The 25,676-nt window shown below is 63.3% G+C and carries 24 protein-coding genes; 13 read left to right on the top strand and 11 right to left on the bottom strand.

Annotation, left to right across the window (positions count from 1 at the left end; all coding sequences use genetic code 11):
• Window positions 1–70: 70 nt before the first annotated feature.
• The 3 genes from ACLFLU_RS15170 to ACLFLU_RS15160 all read right to left on the bottom strand — a co-directional run bounded on the left by ACLFLU_RS15170 (window position 71) and on the right by ACLFLU_RS15160 (window position 4,045).
• Window positions 71–883 carry an NYN domain-containing protein gene (locus ACLFLU_RS15170; protein WP_426412971.1) on the bottom strand — a complete coding sequence of 271 codons (813 nt, stop codon included), beginning with the start codon at window positions 881–883 and terminating at the stop codon, window positions 71–73.
• Window positions 884–990: 107 nt separating this feature from the next.
• Window positions 991–1,830 carry an IclR family transcriptional regulator gene (locus tag ACLFLU_RS15165; protein WP_426413997.1) on the bottom strand — a complete coding sequence of 280 codons (840 nt, stop codon included), beginning with the start codon at window positions 1,828–1,830 and terminating at the stop codon, window positions 991–993.
• An 85-nt stretch (window positions 1,831–1,915) separates the two neighbouring features.
• Window positions 1,916–4,045, bottom strand: coding sequence for an acetate--CoA ligase family protein (locus ACLFLU_RS15160; protein WP_426412970.1), 2,130 nt, complete (start codon window positions 4,043–4,045; stop codon window positions 1,916–1,918).
• A gap of 345 nt (window positions 4,046–4,390) precedes the next feature.
• On the opposite strand from ACLFLU_RS15160, the gene ACLFLU_RS15155 reads away from it, so the two are divergent.
• From ACLFLU_RS15155 to frc, 3 genes are all read left to right on the top strand, one after another.
• Window positions 4,391–5,086, top strand: a complete 696-nt coding sequence (locus tag ACLFLU_RS15155) for a GntR family transcriptional regulator (RefSeq protein WP_166819518.1) — start codon at window positions 4,391–4,393, stop codon at window positions 5,084–5,086.
• Between the two features lie 62 nt (window positions 5,087–5,148).
• Window positions 5,149–6,882 (top strand): oxalyl-CoA decarboxylase, encoded by a 1,734-nt coding sequence (oxc, locus tag ACLFLU_RS15150; RefSeq protein WP_426412969.1) that lies wholly within the window; start codon window positions 5,149–5,151, stop codon window positions 6,880–6,882.
• 63 nt (window positions 6,883–6,945) lie between these two features.
• The gene (frc, locus tag ACLFLU_RS15145; RefSeq protein WP_426412968.1) at window positions 6,946–8,223 is read left to right on the top strand and encodes a formyl-CoA transferase; all 1,278 of its coding nucleotides are present in this window, start codon (window positions 6,946–6,948) and stop codon (window positions 8,221–8,223) included.
• A 201-nt stretch (window positions 8,224–8,424) separates the two neighbouring features.
• Here frc and ACLFLU_RS15140 read toward each other — a convergent pair whose 3' ends face one another.
• Window positions 8,425–9,417 carry a LysR family transcriptional regulator gene (locus ACLFLU_RS15140; protein WP_426412967.1) on the bottom strand — a complete coding sequence of 331 codons (993 nt, stop codon included), beginning with the start codon at window positions 9,415–9,417 and terminating at the stop codon, window positions 8,425–8,427.
• Between the two features lie 141 nt (window positions 9,418–9,558).
• On the opposite strand from ACLFLU_RS15140, the gene ACLFLU_RS15135 reads away from it, so the two are divergent.
• The 4 genes from ACLFLU_RS15135 (at window position 9,559) to ACLFLU_RS15120 (ending at window position 13,538) form a co-directional block, all read left to right on the top strand.
• Complete coding sequence (locus ACLFLU_RS15135; protein WP_426412966.1) at window positions 9,559–10,329, top strand: gamma-glutamyl-gamma-aminobutyrate hydrolase family protein; 771 nt, start codon at window positions 9,559–9,561, stop codon at window positions 10,327–10,329.
• 17 nt (window positions 10,330–10,346) lie between these two features.
• On the top strand, window positions 10,347–11,444 hold the full coding sequence (locus ACLFLU_RS15130) for a M14 family metallopeptidase (protein WP_426412965.1): 1,098 nt from the start codon (window positions 10,347–10,349) through the stop codon (window positions 11,442–11,444).
• Window positions 11,445–11,479: 35 nt separating this feature from the next.
• The gene (locus tag ACLFLU_RS15125) at window positions 11,480–12,802 is read left to right on the top strand and encodes an MFS transporter (RefSeq protein WP_426412964.1); all 1,323 of its coding nucleotides are present in this window, start codon (window positions 11,480–11,482) and stop codon (window positions 12,800–12,802) included.
• A gap of 553 nt (window positions 12,803–13,355) precedes the next feature.
• Entirely contained in the window at window positions 13,356–13,538 is a 183-nt protein-coding gene (locus tag ACLFLU_RS15120) for a hypothetical protein (protein WP_426412963.1), read from the top strand.
• Window positions 13,539–13,550: 12 nt separating this feature from the next.
• On the opposite strand, the gene ACLFLU_RS15115 is transcribed toward ACLFLU_RS15120, so the two are convergent.
• The 3 genes from ACLFLU_RS15115 to ACLFLU_RS15105 all read right to left on the bottom strand — a co-directional run bounded on the left by ACLFLU_RS15115 (window position 13,551) and on the right by ACLFLU_RS15105 (window position 14,379).
• Window positions 13,551–13,766 (bottom strand): hypothetical protein, encoded by a 216-nt coding sequence (locus tag ACLFLU_RS15115; protein WP_426412962.1) that lies wholly within the window; start codon window positions 13,764–13,766, stop codon window positions 13,551–13,553.
• Window positions 13,767–13,829: 63 nt separating this feature from the next.
• A complete protein-coding gene (locus ACLFLU_RS15110; RefSeq protein ID WP_426412961.1) occupies window positions 13,830–14,072 on the bottom strand; it encodes a transcriptional regulator in 243 nt (80 codons plus the stop codon).
• A 97-nt stretch (window positions 14,073–14,169) separates the two neighbouring features.
• Window positions 14,170–14,379, bottom strand: coding sequence for a cold-shock protein (locus ACLFLU_RS15105; protein WP_028143038.1), 210 nt, complete (start codon window positions 14,377–14,379; stop codon window positions 14,170–14,172).
• A gap of 463 nt (window positions 14,380–14,842) precedes the next feature.
• On the opposite strand from ACLFLU_RS15105, the gene rpsU reads away from it, so the two are divergent.
• Window positions 14,843–15,145 carry a 30S ribosomal protein S21 gene (gene rpsU, locus ACLFLU_RS15100; RefSeq protein WP_426412960.1) on the top strand — a complete coding sequence of 101 codons (303 nt, stop codon included), beginning with the start codon at window positions 14,843–14,845 and terminating at the stop codon, window positions 15,143–15,145.
• Between the two features lie 4 nt (window positions 15,146–15,149).
• On the opposite strand, the gene ACLFLU_RS15095 is transcribed toward rpsU, so the two are convergent.
• Window positions 15,150–16,118 (bottom strand): alpha/beta hydrolase family protein, encoded by a 969-nt coding sequence (locus ACLFLU_RS15095; protein WP_426412959.1) that lies wholly within the window; start codon window positions 16,116–16,118, stop codon window positions 15,150–15,152.
• Between the two features lie 69 nt (window positions 16,119–16,187).
• Window positions 16,188–17,159 carry a hypothetical protein gene (locus ACLFLU_RS15090; RefSeq protein ID WP_426412958.1) on the bottom strand — a complete coding sequence of 324 codons (972 nt, stop codon included), beginning with the start codon at window positions 17,157–17,159 and terminating at the stop codon, window positions 16,188–16,190.
• A 403-nt stretch (window positions 17,160–17,562) separates the two neighbouring features.
• On the opposite strand from ACLFLU_RS15090, the gene ACLFLU_RS15085 reads away from it, so the two are divergent.
• A complete protein-coding gene (locus ACLFLU_RS15085) occupies window positions 17,563–18,006 on the top strand; it encodes an SRPBCC family protein (RefSeq protein WP_426412957.1) in 444 nt (147 codons plus the stop codon).
• Window positions 18,007–18,036: 30 nt separating this feature from the next.
• On the opposite strand, the gene ACLFLU_RS15080 is transcribed toward ACLFLU_RS15085, so the two are convergent.
• The gene (locus tag ACLFLU_RS15080; RefSeq protein WP_426412956.1) at window positions 18,037–19,365 is read right to left on the bottom strand and encodes an Hsp70 family protein; all 1,329 of its coding nucleotides are present in this window, start codon (window positions 19,363–19,365) and stop codon (window positions 18,037–18,039) included.
• Between the two features lie 228 nt (window positions 19,366–19,593).
• Window positions 19,594–21,444 carry a tetratricopeptide repeat protein gene (locus ACLFLU_RS15075; protein ID WP_426412955.1) on the bottom strand — a complete coding sequence of 617 codons (1,851 nt, stop codon included), beginning with the start codon at window positions 21,442–21,444 and terminating at the stop codon, window positions 19,594–19,596.
• Between the two features lie 277 nt (window positions 21,445–21,721).
• Here ACLFLU_RS15075 and ACLFLU_RS15070 point away from each other — a divergent pair, with 277 nt between their 5' ends.
• The 4 genes from ACLFLU_RS15070 to ACLFLU_RS15055 all read left to right on the top strand — a co-directional run bounded on the left by ACLFLU_RS15070 (window position 21,722) and on the right by ACLFLU_RS15055 (window position 25,594).
• Complete coding sequence (locus tag ACLFLU_RS15070) at window positions 21,722–21,859, top strand: hypothetical protein (protein WP_164938782.1); 138 nt, start codon at window positions 21,722–21,724, stop codon at window positions 21,857–21,859.
• A gap of 248 nt (window positions 21,860–22,107) precedes the next feature.
• On the top strand, window positions 22,108–23,397 hold the full coding sequence (oxlT, locus tag ACLFLU_RS15065) for an oxalate/formate MFS antiporter (RefSeq protein WP_426412954.1): 1,290 nt from the start codon (window positions 22,108–22,110) through the stop codon (window positions 23,395–23,397).
• Between the two features lie 260 nt (window positions 23,398–23,657).
• Window positions 23,658–24,980, top strand: a complete 1,323-nt coding sequence (oxlT, locus tag ACLFLU_RS15060) for an oxalate/formate MFS antiporter (protein ID WP_426412953.1) — start codon at window positions 23,658–23,660, stop codon at window positions 24,978–24,980.
• A gap of 185 nt (window positions 24,981–25,165) precedes the next feature.
• Complete coding sequence (locus tag ACLFLU_RS15055) at window positions 25,166–25,594, top strand: CBS domain-containing protein (RefSeq protein WP_426412952.1); 429 nt, start codon at window positions 25,166–25,168, stop codon at window positions 25,592–25,594.
• The last annotated feature ends 82 nt before the right edge of the window (window positions 25,595–25,676 follow it).

Genomic DNA, 25,676 nt, shown 5'->3' with positions numbered 1-25,676 from the left:
GCGTTACGGCCGGGCGATGGTTACGCCGGGCGCCAGACGGGGCAAGCTCAAATATAACGGCAGGCCCTGCTTATGCCTTAGGCGGCGAACCGCCCGCCGGCCCTGACTTTGCATGTCGACTTGAAGGCCTGCGCGAGTTCCGCGTCCTCGGCGGTGGTGCGGCAGCGGGCTTGACCCGAATCCGCATCGACCGGCCCTTGGGCTCTTCGATCTCGAACGAATTCGTCTTGCGCACGAGGTCGCTGAGCTTGCGGAAGCCAAACGTCCTCGGATCGAAATCGGAAGCCAGATTGGCGAGCTGCCGGCCAACGTCCCCGAGCGTCACCCAGCCGTCTTCGCTTTCCATCTGGGTGATGACCTTCTTGATGATCGGCGTGGCGGCATCGAGGGGCTGAAGCGGCGCAGAACTCGCGGCAGCGTCCTGGGCGTTCGGCGTGCCGGCAAGGAGGTTCTCGGTGTAGACGAACCTCCGGCAGGCCTGCCTGAAACTCTCCGGCGTCTTGTGTTCACCGAACCCAAAGACGTCGATGCCCTGCTCCCGGATGCGGGCGGCAAGCCTGGTGAAGTCGCTGTCGGACGAAACCAGGCAAAAGCCGTCGAACCGACCACTGTGAAGCAGGTCCATTGCGTCGATGACAAGCGTTATGTCGGACGCGTTCTTCCCCGTTGTATAGGCGAACTGCTGTTGCGGGATGATGGCGTGCTTCGACAGGATGTCGGCCCAGCCCCGGGATCGCGCATTGGAGAAGTCGCCATAGATGCGGCGCACGCTCGCCTCACCGATCTTGGCAATCTCCTCGAACAGTCCATCCGCAATCTTTGCGGAAGCATTGTCGGCATCGATCAGAACGGCGAGACGGGGCGAACGAAGTTCGGAAGGCATGGCATTCCCCAAAAGAACGCGACAACGATGGATGGATATACCGATGTCGGGGCACTTGCCGCCAGAGCTGATTTCCCTCGGCGGTCACGACAGACCGCAGACCGGGCTCATGCCGGTTTCACGATGGGGGTCACGCCGCCAAGCGCGGCGGTCAGCTCCGCCGCGACCTCACGCACCACGCGGCCGATCTCTGGCAGCCGGGCATCGGTGACGCGGCTGGTCAGGCCCGAGACGGAGATCGCGGCGAGCGGTTCGGCAAGCGCGTTGTAGACGACAGCCGCAACGCAGCGCAGGCCCATCTCGGCTTGCTCGTCATCCACCGCAAAACCCTGCTTGCGGATGGTCGCGAGCTCCTTGAACAGGTCGCTCGGCCGCACGATGGATTTTTCAGTCAGCCGTGGCATGCCGTGATGGCGGATGATCGCGCCGACGTCTTCATCGGTATAGGTCGCGAGCACCGCCTTGCCGACACCAGACGTCACCATGGGAACACGGCCGCCGACCTTGGTCAGCGAACGCATGATCTCACGGCTCTCCATGCGAGTCAGCACGATGATGAATTCGTCGTCGACCACGGCGAGATTGGCAGTCTCGCGGGTCAGATCGCGCAACTTGCGCAGATAAGGAATCGCCTGTGCGGTAAAATTGCGCCGACGCGCAAAGCTGGCGCCCACCGTAAAGCTGCGAACGCCGACATGCCATTTGGATTCGGCGCGATCGAATTGCACGAAGCGGCGGCTTTCCAGCGTTGCCAGCAGGCGGTGCACGGTCGAGGCCGACAGGCCGGTGCGGACGGCGAGATCGCTGAGGCGATAGCCTTCGTCGTCCTCGGCCAGCGTCTCGAGGATCGACAGCGCGCGGTCGACGGACTGCACGCCGCCGTCACGATCGGCCTCCGCTGCCGATCGTGTTTCGAGCGATTTGCGCCGGATCACGTTCTTGCCCATCGCGACCTGCATTCGTTCTTTTCCCCTCTCCCGCGCATGTCCGCCGAATCCTTGGCGAAGGCGGGGAGAGGGGAAAGTCTTCGTCTCAGAGCAGGCCCGCGCCGCGCGCCCACTTGTACTTGGCGCCCAAGACCTCCACCGGCAGTTCGGTCGAATAGGCATAGGCCGGGATGCCGTTCTGGTAGAGGTATTCGGCGGCTTCCTCGACCTCGACGTCGCCGGCGAGCGAGGCCACGATCGGCTTGACGAAGCCCTTGGCCTCCATCTCCTTCTTCACCTCGACCATGTTGCGGGCGAACACCATCGGCGGCGTGACGATGGTGTGCCAGTAGCCGAGGATCAGCGAGTGGATGCGCTCGTCCGACAGGCCGAGCTTCACCGTGTTGACGTAGGTGATCGGGGGCTCGCCGCCGGTGATATCCACAGGATTTCCGGCCGCACCGAACGGCGGGATGAACTTGCGGAAGGCCGCATCGAGATCCGGCGGCATCGACATCAGCGACAGCCCGTTGTCGACGCAGGAGTCAGACAGCAACACGCCCGACCCGCCCGCACCGGTGATGATCAGGACGTTCTCGCCCTTCGGCGTCGGCAGCACCGGCACGCCGCGGGCGAATTCGAGCAGCTGCCGCAGACTGCGGGCGCGGATCACGCCCGATTGCGCCAGCACGTCCTCATAGATCTTGTCGTTACCGGCGAGCGCGCCGGTGTGCGACGACGCCGCCTTCGCGCCGGCCGAGGTGCGGCCAGCCTTGAGCACGACGACCGGCTTCTTCTTGGAGACGCGCTTGGCGGCTTCCGCAAAGGCGCGGCCGTCCTTCAGGTCTTCGCAGTGCTGGGCAATGATCGAGGTGTTCGGATCCTGCTCGAAGAAGGCGAGCAGATCGTCTTCGTCGATATCGGACTTGTTGCCGAGGCCCACGATCGCCGACACGCCCATCTTGGCCGAACGCGAGAAGCCGATGATCGCCATGCCGATGCCGCCCGACTGCGACGATAGCGCCGCGTGGCCCTTGACGTCATAAGCCGTGCAGAAGGTCGCGCAGAGGTTCGCCGGCGTATAGTAGAAGCCGTAGATGTTCGGCCCCATCAGGCGGATGTCGTACTTCTTGCCGACCTCGACGATCTCGGCCTGCAGCTCCGGCGCGCCGGCTTCAGCGAAGCCCGACGGGATCAGCACCGCGCCGGGGATCTTCTTCTCACCGCATTCGGTGAGCGCCGCGGCCACGAACTTCGCGGGGATCGCGAACACCGCGGTGTCGATCACGCCCGGCACATCCTTGACGCTCTTATAGGCCTTGTAGCCGAGTATCTCGGAAGCCTTGGGGTGGATCGGATAGATGTCGCCCTTGTAGCCGCCGTTGATGAGGTTCTTCATCACGGAGTTGCCGATCTTGCCGTCCTCGGCGGAGGCGCCGACCACGGCGACCGCCTTCGGCTGCATGATGCGGCTCATGGCCGCGACGATCTCTTCGGTCGGGCGCGGCTTCGGCTTGGGCTTGTAGGCGAAGTCGACAACGATGCGCACGTCGGCCGCAATCGCGTCCTTTGCGGTGGCGAACACCGGATTGAGGTCGAGCTCGACGATCTCAGGGAAATCGGTGACGAGCTGCGAGACCTTGACGATGACATCGGCGAGCGCCGTGCGGTTCACCGCCTCACCGCCACGAACGCCCTTCAAAATCTCATGCGCCTGGATGCCGTCGAGCATCGAGAGCGCGTCTTCCTTGGTCGCGGGCGCGAGGCGGAAGGTGATGTCCTTCAGCACTTCGACCAGCACGCCGCCGAGGCCGAAGGCGACCAGCTTGCCGAACGAGCCGTCGGTGATCGAGCCGACGATCACTTCGGTGCCGCCGGCCAGCATCTGCTGCACCTGGATGCCCTCGATCTTGGCATCGGCCTTGTACTTCTTGGCGTTGCCAAGAATGGTCTCGTAGGCCTTCTCGGCATCTTGAGCCGTCTTGACGCCGACGATGACGCCGCCGGCCTCGGTCTTGTGGAGAATATCTGGTGAGACGATCTTCATCACCACCGGGAAGCCCATCGAGGACGCCATCTTGCCGGCCTCGCCCGCCGACTTCGCCACACCCTCCTTCGGCACCGGAATGCCGTAGGCGTCGCAAACCACCTTGCCTTCCGGGGCGGTCAGGCTGGTGCGGTTGTCGGCCTTGACCTGGTCAAGGACCTTGCGGACGACGTCTTTGGAATTGGACATAAGCTTCTCCCTTGACCTTCAGTTCTTGCTTTGCAAAGCGCGCGTGATGCGGCTGCCCGTGATATTCGCCATCGCCGCGCTCTGTTCCGCATGGCGGAATGCAGTGGCAGAAATGCCTAGACTACACCGCCGGTTTGGATCAAAAATGGCTAGCGATGGCATTTGGTATGCCAGAAGCCAACTTGTCAAGTCAGAGGCCACCTTAGAACGCCGCAAAAAATAGCCAGCTTGACATTCTGGCATGTGGTATGCCAAAAACTTTCCGGTAATATTCCTGTAAAAGACGACTCCCACTGGAGGAGAATCGTCGTGTCACTGCGGAAACCAACCAAGGCGTTGCCGAACATGGCCGAGGCAGACATCGCAATCGTTCGTATTGCCCCGGAGAGCAGCTTCAAGAACAAGGCGTATGACGCCTTGAAGGAAGCCATCCTCAAGATGGACATCTACTCGACGCCCGAGCCGGTGATGCTCGACGAGCGCGCGTTGTCCGAGCGCCTGGGCGTCAGCCGCACGCCGATCCGCGAAGCCATCGCGATGCTCGAGCAGGACGGTTTCGTGAAGACCGTGCCGCGCCGCGGCATCATGGTGGTGCGCCGGACCAAGAGCGAGATCGTCGACATGATCCGCGCCTGGGCGGCGCTGGAGAGCATGGCGGCGCGCCTCATCACCACCACCGCGCGCAAGAAGGACATCACGGCGCTGCGCGACTACTTCAAGGATTTTGGCAAGGACCGCCTGCCCGAAGATCACGTTGAGGAATATTCGCGCGCCAACATCGCCTTCCACCAGGCGCTGATCTCGCTGTCGGAATCGCCGGTGCTGGTCGACCTCACCAACGACCTTCTGCTGCACGTGCGCGGCTATCGCCAGCTGACGATCGGCCGCAAGGACCGCACCGCGACGTCCCTGCCCGAGCATCTCGGCATGATCGAAGCGCTCGAGGCACGCGACACCGAGCTCGCCGAGAAGCGCGCCCGCGACCACACCCTTGGCCTTGCCGCTTACGTCGAAGCGCACGGCCAGGAACTCTTCACCTAGCAACATTCACCAGAAGGGCGAAGCACTCGCCCCACTATCTTGAGACCAGGGAGACAAGGCCCATGCTGAACACCGCGACCAAGTCCGAAGCACCGGGCACCGAGCAGGAACTGACGGATGGTTTTCATCTCGTCATCGACGCGCTCAAGCTGAACGGCATCAACACCATCTATAATGTGCCGGGCATCCCGATCACGGATCTGGGCCGCATGGCGCAGGCCGCCGGCATTCGCGTGATCTCCTTCCGTCACGAGCAGAACGCCGGTTACGCCGCAGGCATCGCCGGCTATCTCACCAAGAAGCCCGGCGTCTGCCTCACGGTGTCGGCGCCCGGCTTCCTCAACGGTCTCACCGCACTCGCGCATGCCACCACCAACTGCTACCCGATGATCCTGGTCTCGGGCTCCTCCGAGCGCGAGATCGTCGACCTCCAGCAGGGCGACTACGAGGAAATGGACCAGCTCGCGATCGCAAAGCCGCTGTGCAAGGCGGCGTATCGCGTGCTGCACGCCCAGGACATCGGCATCGGTTTCGCCCGCGCCATCCGCGCTGCCGTCTCGGGCCGTCCGGGCGGCGTCTATCTCGACCTGCCGGCAAAGCTGTTCGGCCAGGTGATGAACGCCGAGGCCGGCCAGAAGTCGTTGGTCAAGGTGATCGACGCTGCGCCTGCGCAGATCCCCTCGCCCGCTTCGGTCAAGCGCGCGCTCGACGTGCTGAAGAGTGCAAAGCGTCCGCTCATCATCCTCGGCAAGGGCGCGGCCTACGCGCAGGCCGATGAGGAGATCAAGACCTTCGTCGAGAAGAGCGGCGTGCCGTTCCTCCCCATGAGCATGGCCAAGGGCCTGCTGCCCGACACGCATCCGCAATGCGCCGGTGCCGCGCGCTCGACGGTGCTGAAGGATTCCGACGTCGTCATGCTGATCGGCGCGCGGCTGAACTGGCTGCTCTCGCACGGCAAGGGCAAGAGCTGGGGCGAAGCCCCGAAGAAGTTCATCCAGGTCGACATCGAGCCGAAGGAAATGGACTCCAACGTCGAGATCGTCGCGCCCGTCGTCGGCGACATCGGCTCGGTCGTCTCGGCCTTCAACCAGGCGATCGCCACGGGCTGGACCGCACCGCCGGCCGAATGGACCAAGGCCATCGTGTCCAAGCGCGATGAGAACGTCGCCAAGATGGCGCCGAAGCTCATGAACAACAAGTCGCCGATGGACTATCACGGCGCGCTCGGCGTGCTGAAGAGCGTGATCAAGGATCATCCCGAGGCGATCCTCGTCAACGAAGGCGCCAACACGCTCGACCTCGCCCGCGGCGTCATCGACATGTACCGCCCACGCAAGCGTCTCGACGTCGGCACCTGGGGCGTGATGGGCATCGGCATGGGCCAGGCGATCGCCGCCGCCCTCGAGACCGGCCACCCCGTGCTCGCGGTTGAAGGCGACTCGGCCTTCGGCTTCTCCGGCATGGAGGTCGAGACCATCTGCCGCTACAACCTGCCGATCTGCGTCGTCATCTTCAACAATGACGGCATCTATCGCGGCACCGACGTCAACAGCGTCAACGCCGACCCCGCGACGACGGTGTTCGTCAAGGGCGCGCGCTACGACAAGATGATGGAAGCGTTCGGCGGCGTCGGCGTGAATGCCACCTCGCCCGACGAGCTCAAGCGCGCCGTCAACGAGGCGATGGCCTCAGGCAAGCCGACGCTCATCAACGCGGTGATCGATCCGGCCGCCGGCTCTGAGAGCGGCCGCATCGGCAACCTCAATCCGCAGAGCGTTCTACAGAAGAAGAAGTAAGTCCACCCCTCAACCCTTTATTCCCTGCGGGTGCAGGGGCAGACAGAGTACGGAGCATATACGATGACCAAAGCGCTCGAGGGCGTTCGCATTCTCGACTTCACCCACGTTCAATCAGGACCGACCTGCACGCAGCTGCTCGCATGGTTCGGCGCCGATGTGATCAAGGTGGAACGCCCGGGCGTGGGTGACATCACCCGCGGCCAGCTGCAGGATATCCCGAACGTGGACAGCCTGTATTTCACCATGCTCAACCACAACAAGCGCTCGATCACGCTCGACACCAAGAACCCCAAGGGCAAGGAAGTCCTCACCGAGTTGATCAAGAAGTGCGACGTGCTGGTCGAGAACTTCGGCCCCGGCGTGCTCGACCGCATGGGCTTCCCCTGGGAGAAGATCCAGGCGATCAACCCGAAGATGATCGTCGCTTCGATCAAGGGTTTTGGTCCCGGACCGTACGAAGACTGCAAGGTCTATGAGAACGTCGCGCAGTGCACCGGCGGCGCCGCCTCCACCACCGGCTTCCGCGACGGCCTCCCGCTCGTCACCGGCGCGCAGATCGGCGACAGCGGCACCGGCCTGCATCTGGCGCTCGGCATCGTCACCGCGCTCTATCACCGCACCCATTCGGGCAAGGGCCAGAAAGTCACCGCCGCGATGCAGGACGGCGTGTTGAACCTGGCGCGCGTCAAACTGCGCGACCAGCAGCGCCTCGCCCACGGTCCGCTGAGGGAATACAGCCAGTTCGGCGAAGGCATTCCGTTCGGCGATGCCGTGCCGCGCGCCGGCAACGATTCCGGCGGCGGCCAGCCCGGCCGCATCCTGAAGTGCAAAGGCTGGGAGACCGATCCCAACGCCTACATCTACTTCATCACCCAGGCCCCGGTCTGGGAGAAGATCTGCGACGTGATCGGCGAGCCGACATGGAAGACCGATCCGAACTACGCCAAGCCGGCTGCCCGCCTGCCACGCCTGAACGAGATCTTCGCCCGCATCGAGCAGTGGACGATGACCAAGACCAAGTTCGAGGCGATGGAAATCCTCAACAAGGACGACATCCCCTGCGGCCCGATCCTGTCGATGAAGGAGATCGCGGAAGACCAGTCGCTGCGCGCGACCGGCACCGTGGTCGAGGTCGATCATCCGACCCGCGGCAAGTACATCTCGGTCGGTAACCCGATCAAGCTGTCCGACTCCCCGAGCGACGTCGAGCGCTCCCCCCTGCTCGGCGAGCACACCGACGAGATCCTGCGCAGCGTGCTCGGCTTCAGCGACCACCAGGTCGCCGAGATCCACAAGTCCGGCGCGCTCGACCCGCCGCAAAAGCAGGCCGCCGAGTAAGCGACACCACAACGCGTGAGACGAAAGGGCCGCCCATCGAGGCGGCCCTTTTTGCGTCAGAAAGGCCGTGCGGCCGCAGGCCGAAGGCAGAAACCAAAAAGACAATCCCATGCACAGTAGCCAACGCGTTGCCGCCAAACGGTTATTTCGTAATTTCAGAAAATTGCTTGACCCGTCGGGCAAAACAGTGGCAAAAGACGATCATCGCGCCGTCTTCTTGCGGGTCCTGGCATTGGACGTGGCCTTGCGGCGCACCCCGCCACGCGGCGCCTTGCCGTCGGCCGCCTGCCCCACCGATGCGAAGTGCGCCCGCACGATCTCGAAGGCTCGCTCGGCCGCGGGCACACGCGTCCTGCCGGCGCGCTCGACGATGCCGAGGGTGAGTTGCACGTTCAGCGGCGGATTGACATCCAGGCGAACCAGCGTGCCGTCGCGCAGTTCCGAGACCACCGTCACGTCGGTGGCGGGAGCGATCGCATTGCCGGAGGCGAGCAGCGCCAGCAGCGTGGACGCGTCGTTGGTGCTGACCGAGAAATGATCCTGCAACGGCAGCGACAGCCCATAAAGCGCCGCCATCTGCTCGAGCAACGCCTCGTCGGCATATCCGGCCCCAATGAGCGGATAGGTCTTGAGCGCCTCGATGCCGACCTTTGCCTGCCCGTCCAGCGGATGGCCGCGACGCGCGAACCAGCCGAGACTGCAGCGGTAGACGGGCTCGACCCGCATCTGGCCGTCGTGCGCCACGGAGCGAATATCGCCGATGAAGAAATCGAGCTCCTCGCGGCGCAGTGCCGTCAGCAGCGCATCGGTGCTTTGCACGATGGTGCTCAGCTGCAGCCGTGGCGCCTCCGACAGAAGTTGCAACAGCATCGGCGCCATCATCATGCGGGCAATCGACGAGCCCATGCCGAAGCTCAGTGACCCCGACTCGCCGCCGCGCATCAGAGCCAGCGCGCGGGCGCCTTCCTTCTCGTCGAAGACGATGCGGCGGGCGCGATCGGCATAGGTCAGCGCATAGGGCGTCGGCCGCAGGCGCCGGTCCTGCCGGTCGAACAGCGGCACTCGCAGCTCGTCCTCCAGCGAGCGAAGGCTGCGCGACAACGCCGGCAGGCTGAGATGCACGATTTTGGCGGCGGCGCTGAGCGAGCCGTGGTCCAAGACCGCAAGGAAGTGCCGCAGTTGCCTTGTGTTCATGGCGAGTCACTTGCAGAGTAAGAAACTAAACTAGAGTTAAATTGCAATTTACGCAACTCGGTCCACTTCCTACAGTCGGGGCATCCCTAGCTATTGCCCTGGACGCACATGACCTGCGCAGACGCTCCCCGCCGTCCTCTCGTGGTCGCTGCCGCCGATCGGATCGATCGACAAGGCCACGCTGCGCATGCCGTGCTGCACGGCTATGTGCGCGCGGCGTCGGAACGTGCGGGCGTCATGGCGCTGGGCCTTCCCGCCGAGGCGGGAGCCTTTGACGCCGACAGCCTCATCGACAGTATCGACGGCCTGTTGCTCACCGGCAGTCCCTCCAACGTGTCGCCAGACCGCTATGGAGCTCCGGTGCTGCCCAACGAGGTGCTGCTTGACCCAGCGCGCGATGCCGCGGTGCTGCCGCTGGTACGGCGAGCCGTTGCCGCCGGCGTACCTATCCTCGGCGTGTGCCGCGGCTTCCAGGAAATCAACGTGGCCTTCGGCGGCACGCTCGATCCGGCAGTGCACACGCGCCCCGGCCGGCTCGACCATCGCGAGGGCGACCACAACCGACCGATCGAGCAGTGGTACGAGGACAGCCACAGCATCGACATCGCGCCGGGTGGCGTGCTTGCGAACCTGCTCGGCGAACGGCGCGTGCGGGTCAACTCCCTCCACCACCAGGGGATCGACCGGCTGGGGCAAGGCCTGCGCGTCGAAGCCACGGCACCCGACGGCCTGGTGGAAGCCTTCTCGGTCGCCTGCGCGCCGGCCTTCGCGCTGGCGGTGCAGTTTCATCCCGAGATGCGCATCGACGACTGCCCGCTGGCGCAGGCCATTTTCACCGCATTCGGTGCCGCATGCCGCCAGCGCCTGTTGCGTCGGCTGCGACCCGTCGAGCGCGCGCCGGTGCCGGCGTGATCCCGTTAGGAGCAGACATGAACGACAAGGTCTCCAGTCCCCTCGATCTTTTCAGCCCGACCTACGCCATCGCGCGCAGCAAGTTCTTGAGCGCGGCCAGCGCCCGCGGGCTTTCGGTGGACAGCCATGTGCTGGACCTGCCCAGTGCCGAAGGTGAGACGCTGGCGATGGACGTGGTGCTGGACGGTCCGGCCGACGCATCGAAAATGCTGATCGTGCTGAGCGGCGTGCACGGGGTCGAGGGCTTTTGCGGTTCCGCCGTGCAGATCGGCCTACTGGCCGAGGGGGCGCCGGCGCATGCCGACATCGCCGTGCTGCATGTGCATGCGATCAACCCTTACGGCTTTTCACACCTGCGACGCGTGACGCAGGAGAACGTGGACCTCAACCGCAACTTCGTCGACTTCACGAAGCCGCTGCCGGTCAACGCCGGCTACGCCGAGATCCACGATTGGCTGCTGCCGGCCAAGTGGCCGCCCGGAGCAGACGCGGAAGCTGGGCTGGCAGCCTACGCCGAAAGACACGGTGCGCGCGGCTTGCAGCGTGCCGTCAGCCTCGGCCAGTACGAGCGTGCCGACGGCATGTTCTTCGGCGGACATGCGCCCACCTGGAGCAACCTGACCTTCCGTTCGATCCTGAAGCGCTATACGCCGAAGGTGCGGCAGCTCGCCTCGGTCGACATCCACACCGGGCTCGGGCCCCGCGGCTTCGGCGAGCGCATCTTCGCCAGCTTCGATGCCACCGTGCTGCCGCGCGCCAGGCAGTGGTGGGGCGAATTGACCGACGTCCACACCGGCAGCTCGACCAGCATTCCGTTGACCGGTCCGATCCAGACCGCGTTGTTCGAGGAGTGCAAGCAGGCCGAGCAGATCGGCATCTGCCTGGAATACGGCACCTATCCCAGCGATCGGATCATTCCGGCGCTGCGCGCCGAGCACTGGCTGCACCGCCGCGGCACCGCCGATCCGCAGCTTGCGCAGCAGATCAAGCGCGATCTCAAGGAGGCCTTCTACCCCGACGCCGACGACTGGAAGCACGACATCTGGCGTCAAGGCCGCGAGGCCTGCCTGCAGGCGATCGACGGCCTGCAGGCGCATTGCCGCGTCGAAGCCTGAAGCGGCCCCCGTCCATCAAACCCGCGAGTTCGTTCATGAGCACCACCAGCCTGAATTCCGATCTCGCGCCACAGGGCGCCACGATAGTCCGCGACGTGTCCGAGGCAACGATCAGCCGCAAGGCCGTTGCCGCTGCGGTCGCCGGCAATGCGCTGGAGTTCTACGACTTCGTCATCTACGCCTATTTCGCCGTCTACATCGGCAAGACCTTTTTCCCGGTACAGGGCGAATTCGGCAGTCTGCTGGCGGCTGTCGCCGCTTTTGGCGTCGGCTTCTTCACGCGGCCGCTCGGCGGCGTTCTGATCGGCGCGTTTGCCGACAAGACTGGGCGCAAGCCGGCGATGATCCTCACGGTCGTGCTGATAACGGTCGGAACCCTGGGCCTGGCTGCCACGCCGAGCTACGCCAGCATCGGCATCGCCGCGCCTATCATTGTGGTGCTCTGCCGCCTGCTGCAGGGTCTCGCGCTCGGTGGCGAAGTGGGCCCGGCCACAGCCCTGCTGATCGAAGCGGCGCCGCGCGGACAGCGCGGCCTTTATTCGAGCTGGCAGATCGGCAGCCAGGGCCTTGCGGTCGCGGTTGGCGGTATCTTCGGTGTGATCCTTTCGCTCATCCTCTCCCCGCAAGACCTGGCGACCTGGGGCTGGCGCGTGCCGTTCCTGGTCAGCCTGCTGCTCGTTCCCATCGCCGTCTACATCCGCCGCAGCCTGCCCGAGACCCATGGCGGCGAGAAAGAGCGCACCGGAGCCGCCATTGTCGGCTCGGTGTTCAGCAGACACACCAGGATCCTTATCCTGGGCGTGCTGGCCACGGCGGCGACGGCGGTCGCCTCGCAAGTCGGTAACTACATGGTGACCTACGCGGTGCAGGTACTGAAGCTGCCTGCAGCACTCGCGCAAGCCAGCGTGCTGATGGGCGGAGTGATGACGTTCGCTTTCGCGCTCGTTGGCGGCGCATTGTGCGACCGGTTCGGGCGCCGGACGATCAACCTGCTGCCGCGGCTGGCGCTGATGGTTCTGATCGTGCCCCTGTTCATGTGGCTATCCGGATCGCCGGATGCCGCGACCTTGCTGACGGTGACTGCCGTGCTGGCGGCCCTCACCGCGATGTTCGGCGCGGCGGGACTGGTCCAGGTGCCCGAGCTGCTCCCCATCGCGGTGCGTAGCACCGGCCTCTCGCTGGTCTATGCCATCGGCACCTCGTTGTTCGGCGGCACGACCCAGTTCGTAGTGACCTGGCTGCTGGCGATCACCCATGATCCGATGGCGCCGGCCTGGTACGTGGCCGCCATGTGCGCGGTAAGCACACTGGCGATGTGGATGCTGCCGGAAACGCGCGACGTCGACGTGAATCGTTGATCGGGCGTCTCGAGAATCGAAAGGCCGCCGGCTCCGGCGGGATGCTCCGCGATGGACCGTGCCTGTTGGCCGCCGCAGCCTTTGCGCTGTAAAGCGTCCGGAGGCTCCGGCATAAGAGCCTCGTGCGCGCCTGATCAGTGGGCCCCGTCGGCCAGCTGCGCGCGAAAATGCTGCACCAGGACCGTATTGAACTCGCGGTGAAAGGCCGCGCGATCAATCCTGACACGTTGGTGCAGATCCGCGGGATGGCCGCCGCAAGGTCGGCCGAGCACAGCGCGAGGAAGACCCCCTTGGCCGCAAACAAAATTTCGGCCCAGGGCATCTCGACGCAGACGCTCGCCACGGCCGCGCGCCGACGACTAGTCGGGCAGCGATTAGCCGGTTTTTTTATTGGCGTCGGACCATCTTTCGAGGAACCGACGCGGCGGCCGTCAGTTGTTTCTCCAGACCCGAGTTCTCCACTCCAAGGACAATGCGCTGTTTCACCGGCCCGCGAACGCGGACCGAGCATCAGCGTATTCGGGCCACACACGTTCAACCAATCGAGATCGACATGTTGAGAGATCAATCCTCCGATCGTGCCAAGCGCGAAGCCAACAAGGCGTTCAAGCCTGTCAAAACGCGAGAGCCGATGAATGACTATGCGAAGGACCAGCACTCCTTCAACGAAAACCGCGAGCGACTGAAAGCGGAGCGATTGGCCCGCGAAGCCAAGCCGAAGGGCCACGAAGAATAGGGTAGACGCGCGCTACAGCATCGACAGCACGACGACGCCGTCTTCGAGCTCTCCTGAATCCAGCCGCGTCCTTGCGATGCGCTCGAACTCCGTCCGGTATTTTTGAAGATAGCTGAAAGCCTGCTTCTGCGTCGCAAAGGTGGTCGCAAGCCGGCACAGCTGCCGGCCCGCGCCGTGCGCGAGAAAGAAGGTGATGGTGCCACCGCCGTCCGGTTTGATTCTAGGCACGATCCGCTCTCCCTGGCATGTGATCGGCCCTCTCCCGTCGTTCGGCAGCGATATCGAAATCGGCTATTGCGGCGGCTTCTTCTTGCGCTTCACCGGGATCGGGGCCGGTAACGAAGCCTGGCGGGTTGCATCGGCGACTTCCCTGGCTTCGCGCAGCTCGCGAAGCCGCGCCATGTTCTTGCGAACGTCGACAGCCTGCTTTTCGGCATCGAGCATCGCTTGCGCGCCTTCCTGAGCAGCCAGGCGCTGACGGTTGGTGCGCGCGATGCTTTCGGGTGACGGTTCGGCCGATTTCCTGGCGCTCATCTTTCACCCTTTCGGCAACGGACAAAACCCGCTCAATCCAGGGATCGAGCGGGTCGCATGGCCGTTTCAGTACATCCGTGAAACGGCACTGATGGACTTAAGCCAGCGAGAGATTCTCAGCGCTGACCTTGCCCCGCATCTTGTCGGTCTTGGCCTCGAAGTTGACCTTTTGGCCCTCAGCGAGACCCGCAAGACCAGCCCGCTCGACCGCGCTGATGTGAACGAACACATCTTGGCCGCCGTCGTCGGGCTGAATGAATCCGAAGCCCTTCTGGCCGTTGAACCACTTCACAGTACCTGTCGTCATTTTTCTTCTCCAAAGAGCACACATGTGCGTTCCGCGTGACGCTCACGCAGAACCGTTTCAATTCGTCGATGTCGATGGAAAAGGAGCCCGCGGGCGCATTCAACAAGGCACAGCGGCTGAACGAACAGCCCTAAGGTATACCTCACCATCGATATTAGCAAGGCTACAGCGGGATTTAATCGCGCCCGCGGCTTTTGCGGAACCTTTGCGGCTTTGGGGACTCAAACTCAAGGGCGTCCAGCGCAAGGCGGACGAGCCTTCACGAGCCCTGTTTGGCGACCCCTGTTTGACGACCCCTGTTTGACATGTGCTGTCGGGTCGCGTCACATCGACAAATGCACCCGCGCGGCCATGTCGGATCGACGTCATCGCGGAGCTACCCAATCCGATCCAATCATCCCTGCGCACGCGGCTGTCGCGCAGTCCTGGTCGACCAAGGCAGCCTCAACCAAGGGAGCCGCCGGTGCAGGTTTTCGTCCGCGACAACAATATCGATCAGGCCCTACGCGTATTGAAGAAAAGGATGCAGCGCGAAGGCGTCTTCAGGGAGATGCGGCGCGCGCGGTTCTACGAGAAACCGTCGGAGCAGGCGGCGCGACGGAAATCCGAAGCGGTGCGACGCATGAGGAAGCTGGCGCGGAAGCAGGCCATTCGCGACGGATTGATCGTGGTCAAGCCGAAGAAGCGCGTTGCAGACGGCGCGAGGCGCCCCGCGCAAGGGGCTGCTGCGACGGCACCGGCGTCTCCCGCGGTTCGCAGCAGCTAAGCGCTCACCGATCTCCGCCAGCGAGCTGCTCGCGAAAGAAGGTCACCACCGCAGCGTCTAACTCGCGGTGAAAGGCGACCCTGTCAAAGCCATCGGGATCCGTGCAAACCTGTGGCCTCAATGCCGCGAGCTCCGCCGTGCAGGGCGGCAGAAATGCATAATGGCCGGCCGGCACGACGTGAATGTCGGGATTGCCGGGCAGACTGCGGGTCACGCGTGCGACGCCCGCTGCGTCGACGCCCCCGCCGCCCAGTTCGGATCGCCAGACCAGCAGCGGGATTTTGATGCCGGCCAAACTCTCCTGGGTGAATAAAAAGCCCACGGCCGGATCCACGATCACAGCGGCCTTGATCCGCGGATCGTGCGGCGGATCGGAAGGAAACTCGCCGGCGCGCAACTCTTCGCAGACCGCCGACTTGCTCTCTTGCCTACAAGCAAGCCTGCGAAAATCGGGCTGACCGCCGACGAGAACCAGTCCTGTAAAGCCGCCCAGGGAGAAACCAAAGAGGCCCACCCTGGCCGGATCGATTGCAGCCCTGTCCTTCCATTCGTTCAGCATGAAATCGAGCAGGCGGACCATCTGCGCCGGGCGCGACGCCCAGACAGACATCCCGCGTCCGGACATGTCATTGGTGTTGTTGCCGGGATGGTTGATCGCGGCGACGACGAAGCCTGCGTTTACCAGCGCTTCGATGATGTCGAGATGAAGTGCGAAGTAGCCGCTGTTGCCATGAGAGATAATGACCAGTGGCAGTTTGGTCCCCGTGACGGGACAGTCTTTGGCTCCGGGCAGCCAATCGACCGTGGGCACCGCAAGACTGCCAAGCGCGACATGCGCCGGCTCCGCCGCGCACGGGTACCAGATCGCGCCCGACAGCGCCGGATCGGATTGGAGAAGCCGAATGCCTGCGGCCTTGGCGGGTAGGCCAAGACAGCAGAGTGCGATGGCGAAAGCCCAAATTGTCCTGCGCAACGCAAAGCCCCCCGGATTTCGCGTCGGAGTTGAGCGGAGAACGGCAGCGGAATTGTGGCTTGGGTCCTTCTACAACCGCGCGCTTGGCACCATCCGGGCGAGCAGAGGTACGTTGGCGTGCCACAGCATACAATCGCGCGCCCGCGCGGTCTGGCCCGCCGCAAGCTCGGCAAGCTGCGCCCGTGAGAACACGTGCCGCTCGCAGAAGAATGGACGCAGCGGCGAGCGCGAGAAGAAATTGTAGAACAGCGCAGAGCGATCGCGCGCGATCGCCGGGCGGCCGCGATGGTAGCGGCTCGCGACATCCGCGAAGATTACGGTGCCGGCCTTGCCGGTACAGGTCGTTACATCGCCGCGCTCCAGCGTCCCGCCGAGCCGCCGCTCCAGCATTTCCTGCGTCAGGACCGGAAAATTGGCGCCGTCGAGCCGGTCGCAGCCCGGAAAGGCGCGATGCAGGACTTCGAGCGGTCCGCCCTCCTCATCGACATCGTGCAGATAGACGATCACCTTGACCATCCGCCGATCCTCAACATCGCGATGCCATCGGCGCGCCGCGACCTGACGGCCATCGGCCATTGTATAGAAGAAATTCAGCGTGTCGCATGCCGCAGGCAAGCCGAGATAGGTCTCGACAATATCGAGGATGCGGTCGTGGAGGGGCCAGTGGACGATGTGCGGATGGCGCAGCATCTCCTCGGCGCCGACCTGCACCGTATATTGGCCGGCGAACTCACCCGCCTTGGCACGAACGGAATAGGCGTTCGCGATTTCGGTCGCCGACGTCCAGAGTGTGTCCGTGCCAGGCAGATCGAGTGCCGCGAGCGAGGTGATGTAGACGCCGTTTTTCTCCAGCCCGGCAACAATGTCCATGTCGCTTGACGAGAGTCCTGGCAGGCGCGGCCTGTGCGATGCGCGCGCCTTTTCGTAGGCCTTGTTCAATGTCCGACTACTGGCTGGCATCCCGAGCAGCCGCGAAGCGGTCTCGGCCGGCAGGCTGCGGACCCGGCGCAAGGCCCGGTAACGCAGCGTCGTCTGCTTCATGTCGCAAATTCCTCAAGTCGCGATGGATTCGTAGCGCGGTCGCCGTGTCATGCGACGCGGCCCGCGACGAACTCATCGCTGAGACTAGAGGCTAAAATCCGGCCTGAGTGTTTCGAAGTGTAACTCCGGAGTAGATGCTCTCAAATTATGCGAACATCGCGCGCGGTATGCATGCTGCGTCGTCACGCCACGCGTCAGATGCAGTTGCGCCAAGCCTCCCGCCGCAAATAACGCCTTGCGGTCGATTGACTGTTTCGCGATGCAAGCAACAGCGCGCCCGGCAGATCCGGCGAAAAAAATCTGACACCGTCATGTCGGATCGGCGCCCCCTCGTTCGTCCTCGGGCCGTGATTGGGCAATAGACCGCGACGTCGAGCCCAACAATTCATGAGGGAACAACACCATGCCCAGCACCGTACGCCTGCACCGCGTTCTCGCGACCAGCCCGGACAAAGTCTATCGCGCCTTCCTGGAGGCGGATGCACTGGCAAAATGGCTGCCGCCCAACGGCTTCACCTGCACCGTGCATCATCTGGAGCCGAAAGTCGGAGGCACCTTCAGAATGTCGTTCCGAAATTTCACGACGGGCAACGGCCACGCCTTCGGCGGCGAATATCGCGAGCTCGTCCCCGGCCAACGTCTCCGCTACACCGACAAGTTCGAGGACCCGAACCTGCCCGGCGAGATCGAGGTGACGGTGACGCTGAAGAAAGTCCTTGTCGGCACCGAGCTCGACATCACGCAGGCCGGCATTCCCGACGCGATCCCGCCAGAGGCCTGCTATCTCGGCTGGCAGGAATCGCTGCGCAACCTGGCGCGGCTCGTGGAGCCTGAGATCAAGCAGTAGCGAATGGGACCACGTGAGATCGGCGGGCGGTTACGCGCCCGCCTTCTTGAGCCCGCCGTCCGCGGTCCAGCGGTCCGGCTCGGGACTGTGTCCGATCAGCGCGAGGCCGTAGGCGATCGACTCGAACTGGTCGCCCGACATCAGCCGCTCATTGCCGAACCGGTCGGCGAACAGTTTTCGCACCGCCGGCACGAACGAGGTGCCACCGGTCAGGAACACCTTCTCCACCTCGCGCGCGGTGATGCCGGCTTCGCTCAGCACCTTGTCGACCGTGGCGCCGAGACGGGCGATGTCGTCGGCAATCCAGGCGTCGAAGTTTTTCCGTGTGATGGTCGAGCCTATCTCGACACCGCCGCCTTTGAAGCGGAAGTCGACCTCGTCCCTGGCCGACAGCGCGACCTTGGCGTCCGACACCGCGCGGTACAGCGAGAAGCCGAGATCGAAATCGACGATGGTGATGAAATCCTCGAGCAGCTTCGGCTTCAGCGCGGTGCGTGCAAGCTCCCGCAGCTCGCGCAGATCGCCGTTGCTCTTCATCAGCGCGAGCTGATGCCAGCGCGCAAGGTTGGTGTAGTGGCCGTTCGGGATCGGCAGCACCTTGTCGAACGAGCGAAAGCTCGACCCTTTGCCGAGCCGCGGCGAGACGACGTGATCGACGATACGATAATCGAACGTGTCGCCCGCAACGCCGATGCCGGCATGGCCGAGCGGCTCGGCACGCAAGACGCCGCCGGCGCGCGAGAAACGCATCACCGAGAAGTCGCTGGTACCGCCGCCGAAATCCGCAACCAGCACGGTGGCATCGCGCTCCAGACGGCGGGCGAAGGAGAACGCCGCGCCAACGGGCTCGTAGACATAGCGCGCGTGGCCAGCGCCGAGGCGATCGAACGCGGCGCGATAGCGCTGCATGGCCAGATCGTCGTCGGGATTGCCGCCGGCAAAACGCACGGGCCGGCCGACCGTGATGTTGGCCGCCTCGAAGCCGAACTTGTCGCCGCCGTGGCGCGCCAGCGTCCGCAGGAACGCCGCCAGAATATCCTCGAACTTGAAGCGCTGCCGGAACACCTGCGTGGTGTTGAAGCTCGAGCTCGCCGCAAAGGTCTTGAACGACTGCAGGAAGCGGTAGATGTGGCGGCCTTCGAGAAACTGCTCGATCGCCCACGGGCCGCCCTCGGCCTGGGCACCGGCGCCCGGCCGGTCCTCCCAGAAGCACAGGGCCGAGACGTAGGTGCTGTGGCGCTGTCCGCTATGCTCGAAGCGGATGGCCTCGACCCGGCGATCGTCCACCGCAAGCGCGACGACGGTGTTGCTGGTCCCAAAATCGATGCCGATCGAGACGGCGGGCGAGGCGCTCGACATGAACCACTCTGCGAGATGATTGGAAGGGGGCAGACCACTAGCGGCTTTGCACTGCGGTGCCAAGACCCCGGTCCGTTTTCTGCGATACGCGAAGGCATTTTTTTGCCTGCACCACGTTTCGGCAGCTTTTGCAGCTTTAAGCCCTGAACGGCCCCTTCTTCGGTTGCGATCCCACAATGGTCGAGCACGTCGTGACCGACCCGTCTCGCCGAGGGCGGCGGACGTCACTCAGAGCCGGTGGTTTGCCAGTCGGGCGGGCTCCTCAAGCCGTTTGATCAATGCCTCTCGAACGCGAGCGACGACACTGTCGTATTCCCGGCTCTCCAATTGCCTGAACAGACGAATGGTCGGATACCAGGGGCTGTCTTCACGATCGAGAAGCCATCGGTAGTCGGGAACGTATGGCAGAAGGACCCACGTGGGACAGCCCAGTGCCGCCGCGAGATGGACGACACTGGTATCGACGCCAATGACGAGGTCGAGACTCGAGATCAGCGCCGCCGTATCAGAAAAGTCGACGAGTTCGTCGGCAAGATCGATGATCTCGGGTGCCTGATCGAGAATCTCCCTGTCAGCCGCTCTCGGATGCTTCTGCAAACTGACGAATTGTACATCGAGATCCAGGAGATGGCTCAACACCTTGAATGACGTCGAACGGTTGCGATCATTGTGATGCCCTGGATTTCCGGACCAGACGAGGCCGACTCTCAACCTGTCATGGGCCCCGAGACGCCTTTCCCAAGCCAGCAGCCGATCCGCGGGCGGGCGAGGCAGGTAGGATCGCGGTGCCGGAATTGTCTCCACCATCGTTCCGAAGACCAGCGGCAAGCTGTCGAGCGCACAATGAAAATCGAAAGCCGGCAGCACGGCATCATCTCGCTTCGGAACGCATTCCGCTATTCCGTCCATGCCCGACAACAGCGGAATCAGAGCCTCTTCAACCAGCAGAATGATGCGTGCGCAGCCTGCAGCCAGCAGCGGAACGTATCGTGCAAACTGGATGGTATCGCCCAGCCCTTCATCCGCGCAGACAAGCAGCGTCTTGCCGGCAATGCTTTCCGCGCCGAGCCATCGCGCAGACTTCAGTTCAGGATAGCCGCGGGACAGATGCGGTATTTGCCACCGTACTTCGCGTCCCCTCCATCCTGTCTCGAACTCTCCGGTCAACAATTGGACCAGAGCAAGATTCCACCCCGTGACAGCCAAACGCGGATCGATCGCCATGGACCGCTGATATTCCGTCTTAGCCTCATCGAAGCGGCACAGTTCGACAAGAGAGATGGCCCTGTTGGTGATGGTTCGCGCGACATCGGGCGCCAGCGACAGCGAGCGATCGAACCAATGGACCGCTTCGTCATGTCGGCCGAGCGCCTGGAGCACGTTGCCGAGATTGCTGCAAGTATCGGCATTCGCCGGATCGAGTTCGACCGCCCGCATGCCGTCGTCACGCGCGTCCTCGAGCCTGTTGAGGTTCTTCCGGACCAGCGCGCGCATATGCAACGCGGGAGCGTGATCCGGTTGCTGCTGGATGCTCCGATCGAGGTAGACGAGCGCCTCCTTGAACTTGCCGAGACCGTGCAGCAGATGTCCGGCCTTGTAGGCTGCCTCCCATTGGCGCTCATCAAGTTCAATCGCATGTCGAAAGCACAACAGCGCGTCGGTGTTACGCGCGGCGTCAAGCAGAAGATTGCCAAGATGCGCCCACAGCGTTGCATCATTCGGAGCAAGCTGCACGGCCTTGTCACCCACCTGCAAAGCCTGATCGATGCGCCCCTGCTTCGCCAAGGCAGTCGCGAGATTGGCGAGGTAAATTGGCTTGGGTGTCTGGCGAATGGCTCGCGAGAACCACTCGACCGAGGTGCCGTAGTTCCCGGAACTGAAGCAAGCCATGCCAGTGAGATAGAGCGTCTCCGCATCATCGGCCGCCAACGCCAAGGCCTGCTCGCAGAGTCGTTCTGCCTCCCGATAGCGTCCTTCACCGAGGCGCAGGGAGATCGCCGCATGCAATGCGGATAGGCTTTTGCCCTTCACACGCGACTTGGCATCGTTCTTGTTGCGGCCAGATTTTTCGCGAGACATGACAAGTTCCAAGTGCCGCAAGCTTGCTAGCTCTAGGCGATTCGTCGATCGCCTGACATCGTTTGGGACAGAGCTTCCGGGTGCTTGCGCTCACGCAATCCGATCTGGAATCCCGCGGTCTATGCACGAAACGGCCGCTTCAACGAAGTATTATGCTGCAATGCGGCAGAGTGAATGCTGCTATGCAATGGCATGCATGGACAGTGGCATCTGGTATACATAGATTACCCTTCGAAATGAGGCAGTAACACTGACTGTCTCGAGAAAGGGAATTCCGATGTCCAAGACCGCTTCCGTCGCGCTCGCGCCCTCCGCCTCGCTGTTCGCCCGCTTCATGGCCGCCGTCGACCGCTTCCTGATGGCGAGCGCCGAGATCTCCAACCACAACGGCGATCTGCCCCGCTTCGGCCTGTAAGGGCCTGGACGAGCGCCAGCGCGTCGAATTGTCGCGGCGGTTGTAAAACCAGCGAACTCCTACTTTTGAAGAATGGCCCTGCTCTGCGGGGCCATTTCTATTTGGGAATCGGCACATTTGCGCAGCCTCGCAAACGAGGTTGCGTCATAAGCGCACAATGGGCCGGCGCGCGCTTGAAGCTTGGCATAATGAATACAAGAATGCCGCCAACGCTCGCTCAAAAAAACAGAAGCGCTATTGGAGGATTCATGACGGAAATGGTGCAGACAACGACGGCTGCTACAGCCGCACGCGTCAGCGACACGTATCGCTGGGCGCAACTGGCGATCGGCGTAGCGGCCATGGTGATGATCGCCAATTACCAATACGGCTGGACGTTCTTCGTCCCCGACATCCAGAAGAAATTCGGTTGGGATCGCGCCTCGATCCAGTGGGCTTTTACTCTGTTCGTTTTGTTCGAGACCTGGCTGGTGCCGGTCGAAGGATGGTTTGTCGATAAATACGGTCCGCGCATCGTCGTGCTCGTCGGCGGCGTGCTCTGCGCGATCGGCTGGGCGATCAACGCGCAGGCCACCACGCTCAACGGCTACTATCTCGGCATGATCGTCGCGGGCATTGGCGCGGGCGGCGTCTACGGCACCTGCGTCGGCAATGCGCTGAAATGGTTTCCGGACAAGCGCGGGCTTGCCGCGGGCATCACGGCCGCCGGCTTCGGTGCAGGCTCTGCGCTCACCGTCGCGCCGATCCAGGCCATGATCAAGGACTCTGGTTTCCAGACCACGTTCCTTTATTTCGGCCTCGGACAAGGCATCATCATCTGCATTCTCGCCTTTTTCCTGCTGGCGCCGAAGCCGGGCCAGGTGCCGAACGTGGTGGCGAATGCCGCGCTGGTTCAAACGCGGCGCAACTACCAGCCGACCGAAGTTCTGCGTCAGCCGATCTTCTGGTTGATGTACTTCATGTTCGTGATCGTCGGCGCCGGCGGCTTGATGGTGACGGCGAATTTGAAGCCGATCGCGGTCGACTGGAAGGTCGACGCCGTGCCGGTCACGCTGATCGGCATGACCATGACCGCGGTGACGTTCGCGGCCACCATCGACCGCGTGCTCAACGGCCTGACGCGTCCGTTCTTCGGCTGGATCTCCGACAATATCGGCCGCGAGAACACGATGTTCATCGCCTTCGGCATGGAAGGTTTCGGCATCTGGATGCTCTATCTCTGGGGCCAGGATCCAATCTGGTTCGTGATCCTGTCGGGCTTCGTGTTCTTCGCCTGGGGCGAGATCTACTCGCTGTTCCCTTCGACCTGCACCGACACGTTCGGCGCAAAATTCGCGACCACCAATGCCGGCCTGCTCTACACGGCGAAAGGCACCGCCGCGTTACTGGTGCCGCTCGCGAACTATGTGCAGCAGACCTCCGGCCATTGGGACAACGTGTTCATCCTCGCGGCCGGCGCCAACATCCTGGCCTCGCTGCTGGCGCTGTTTGTGCTGAAACCCTGGCGGAAGGTCGTGGTCGCGCAATCGACCATCTGAGGCTAGCTCGCACACCACCATCCCGCGCACGACGCCCGGCCTCGCGGCCGGGCGTTTTCGTTTTGTGCGAAGCAGCAATTATTCTTAATATCCGAACGGAATTGCGCACTTTCTTGGAGGCACTTCGAAGATAGGGCTTGCATTCTGGAATATGGTATACCAAGCTTCCTGCCGCGCTTGCGACGATAAGACACAATGTTTGCGACATCAGGTCATCTTGGCAGTTGATGTCGACCAGACAGGCGCTTGGGAGGTTGTTGATGATGTCCAGCACGGACGGCGCGGTAACCGCTGCGCCCTTACGAACCGGTTTCCGTTGGCTCCAGCTCGCAATGGGCATCGTCTGCATGGCGATGATCGCGAACCTGCAATATGGCTGGACGCTGTTCGTCGATCCGATCGACGCTAAGTATCATTGGGGTCGCGCGGCGATCCAGCTCGCTTTCACCATCTTCGTCGTCACCGAGACCTGGCTGGTGCCGGTTGAGGCGTGGTTCGTCGACAAATACGGCCCGCGCATCGTCATCATGTTCGGCGGCGTGATGATCGCGCTGTCCTGGGTGCTCAACTCCTACGCTGACTCGCTTCCCCTGCTCTACGCGGCTGCGGTCATCGGCGGCATGGGCGCGGGCGCGGTATACGGCACCTGCGTCGGCAACGCGCTGAAATGGTTTCCCGATCGCCGCGGCCTCGCCGCCGGCGCAACGGCGGCCGGCTTCGGTGCGGGCGCAGCGCTCACCGTGGTGCCGATCGCGGCCATGATCGTGGCGAGCGGCTATCAGCACGCGTTCCTCACCTTCGGCATCGGCCAGGGTGTGCTCGTGTTCGTGCTCGCCTTCTTCATCCAGCCGCCGCGGATCTCGATCCCGCCGAAGAAGAAGCAGCTCAATCTGCCGCAGACCAAAATCGACTTCACCCCGCCGCAGGTGCTGCGAGCCCCTATTTTCTGGGTGATGTATCTCGTCTTCGTGATGGTCGCCTCCGGCGGCCTGATGACGGCGGCGCAGATCGCGCCGATCGCGCACGACTTCAAGATCGCCGACACGCCGGTCTCGCTCGCCGGCTTCCAGATGGCGGCCTTGACCTTCGCGATCTCACTCGATCGCATCTTCGACGGCTTCGGCCGTCCGTTCTTCGGCTACGTGTCCGACACGATCGGCCGTGAGCACACCATGTTCATCGCCTTCGGCACGGCGGCGCTGATGCTGCTGACGCTGTCGGCCTACGGTCACGTTCCGATCGTGTTCGTGCTCGCCACTGCAGTTTATTTCGGCGTGTTCGGCGAGATCTACTCGCTGTTCCCCGCCACCTGCGGCGACACCTTCGGTTCGAAATATGCGACCACCAACAACGGCATGCTCTACACCGCGAAGGGCACCGCCGCGCTGCTGGTCCCGCTCGCAAGCGTGATCTCGACCGCCTATGGCTGGAAGGCCGTGTTCGTGGTGGCGGTGGCGTTGAACGCGACGGCCGCGCTGATGGCGCTGTTCGTGATCAAGCCGCTGCGTCGCTCCTTCATCCTGGGCAAGGAGACCGAGAGCGCCACCGCCGCAACGGCCGACGCGAAGACCAAGACAGCGTAGCGACTAGACGCCTTTACGTCGATCAGAAAGGGGCGCAGCATTGCGCCCCTTTCTTTTTGTTCTTTCTGGATCGCGTAAACGTCAGCATTACTGCCGCAAGATTTTTCGGATCAGCCAAATCCAATGCTTGACGATTGGCATTATGTATACCACACTTCGTCCCATCATTCACCAGGGAGGTTGCCATGCTGGTCGGAGACATTCTGCGCAAGAAGACGCCGCGCGTTGTCACGGTGCGAATGAACGAAACGGTGGGTATTGCCGCCAAGCTGATGCGGGCCAACAACATCAGCGCGCTGGTGGTCAAGGACGTCGTCCGCTCGGAGGGTAACACCGCCGTCGGCATGTTCACCGAGCGCGACGTGGTGCGCGCCGTCGCCGAGCACGGCGCGGGCGCCGTCAACATCAAGGTCTCGCAGCTCGTCTCGGTGCAGCAGCTCGTCTCCTGCAGCTCCTCGGACACGATCGAGCACGTCAGGCATCTGATGAACCGGAACCACATCCGGCACCTGCCCGTGATCGACGATTACAGCCTCGTCTCCGTCATCAGCATGCGCGACATCGCCCGTGCCGTTGACGAGGCGATCAACGGCACGCCCCAAGCAGCAGCTTAAAGCCGCACGACTCTTCCCCTGCGACTGCCGGCACCGGCTCGGACACCTCCGAGCCGGACCGGATCTTTCGTCCCAAATTTCC

The organism is Bradyrhizobium ganzhouense (genome assembly GCF_049949285.1).
GTDB classification, from domain to species: Bacteria; Pseudomonadota; Alphaproteobacteria; order Rhizobiales; family Xanthobacteraceae; genus Bradyrhizobium; species Bradyrhizobium ganzhouense.
Note: the sequence above shows the minus strand (reverse complement) of the source record. Positions and strands in the feature narration are given on the sequence as shown.

Bases quoted from the DNA above. Each gene is read 5' to 3' on its own strand.
- ACLFLU_RS15170 (WP_426412971.1), bottom strand. From the start codon at position 883: ATGCCTTCCGAACTTCGTTCGCCCCGTCTCGCCGTTCTGATCGATGCC.
- ACLFLU_RS15165 (WP_426413997.1), bottom strand. From the start codon at position 1,830: ATGGGCAAGAACGTGATCCGGCGCAAATCGCTCGAAACACGATCGGCA.
- ACLFLU_RS15160 (WP_426412970.1), bottom strand. From the start codon at position 4,045: ATGTCCAATTCCAAAGACGTCGTCCGCAAGGTCCTTGACCAGGTCAAG.
- ACLFLU_RS15155 (WP_166819518.1), top strand. From the start codon at position 4,391: ATGGCCGAGGCAGACATCGCAATCGTTCGTATTGCCCCGGAGAGCAGC.
- oxc (WP_426412969.1), top strand. From the start codon at position 5,149: ATGCTGAACACCGCGACCAAGTCCGAAGCACCGGGCACCGAGCAGGAA.
- frc (WP_426412968.1), top strand. From the start codon at position 6,946: ATGACCAAAGCGCTCGAGGGCGTTCGCATTCTCGACTTCACCCACGTT.
- ACLFLU_RS15140 (WP_426412967.1), bottom strand. From the start codon at position 9,417: ATGAACACAAGGCAACTGCGGCACTTCCTTGCGGTCTTGGACCACGGC.
- ACLFLU_RS15130 (WP_426412965.1), top strand. From the start codon at position 10,347: ATGAACGACAAGGTCTCCAGTCCCCTCGATCTTTTCAGCCCGACCTAC.
- ACLFLU_RS15125 (WP_426412964.1), top strand. From the start codon at position 11,480: ATGAGCACCACCAGCCTGAATTCCGATCTCGCGCCACAGGGCGCCACG.
- ACLFLU_RS15120 (WP_426412963.1), top strand. From the start codon at position 13,356: ATGTTGAGAGATCAATCCTCCGATCGTGCCAAGCGCGAAGCCAACAAG.
- ACLFLU_RS15110 (WP_426412961.1), bottom strand. From the start codon at position 14,072: ATGAGCGCCAGGAAATCGGCCGAACCGTCACCCGAAAGCATCGCGCGC.
- ACLFLU_RS15105 (WP_028143038.1), bottom strand. From the start codon at position 14,379: ATGACGACAGGTACTGTGAAGTGGTTCAACGGCCAGAAGGGCTTCGGA.
- ACLFLU_RS15090 (WP_426412958.1), bottom strand. From the start codon at position 17,159: ATGAAGCAGACGACGCTGCGTTACCGGGCCTTGCGCCGGGTCCGCAGC.
- ACLFLU_RS15085 (WP_426412957.1), top strand. From the start codon at position 17,563: ATGCCCAGCACCGTACGCCTGCACCGCGTTCTCGCGACCAGCCCGGAC.
- ACLFLU_RS15080 (WP_426412956.1), bottom strand. From the start codon at position 19,365: ATGTCGAGCGCCTCGCCCGCCGTCTCGATCGGCATCGATTTTGGGACC.
- ACLFLU_RS15075 (WP_426412955.1), bottom strand. From the start codon at position 21,444: ATGTCTCGCGAAAAATCTGGCCGCAACAAGAACGATGCCAAGTCGCGT.
- ACLFLU_RS15070 (WP_164938782.1), top strand. From the start codon at position 21,722: ATGTCCAAGACCGCTTCCGTCGCGCTCGCGCCCTCCGCCTCGCTGTTC.
- oxlT (WP_426412954.1), top strand. From the start codon at position 22,108: ATGACGGAAATGGTGCAGACAACGACGGCTGCTACAGCCGCACGCGTC.
- oxlT (WP_426412953.1), top strand. From the start codon at position 23,658: ATGATGTCCAGCACGGACGGCGCGGTAACCGCTGCGCCCTTACGAACC.
- ACLFLU_RS15055 (WP_426412952.1), top strand. From the start codon at position 25,166: ATGCTGGTCGGAGACATTCTGCGCAAGAAGACGCCGCGCGTTGTCACG.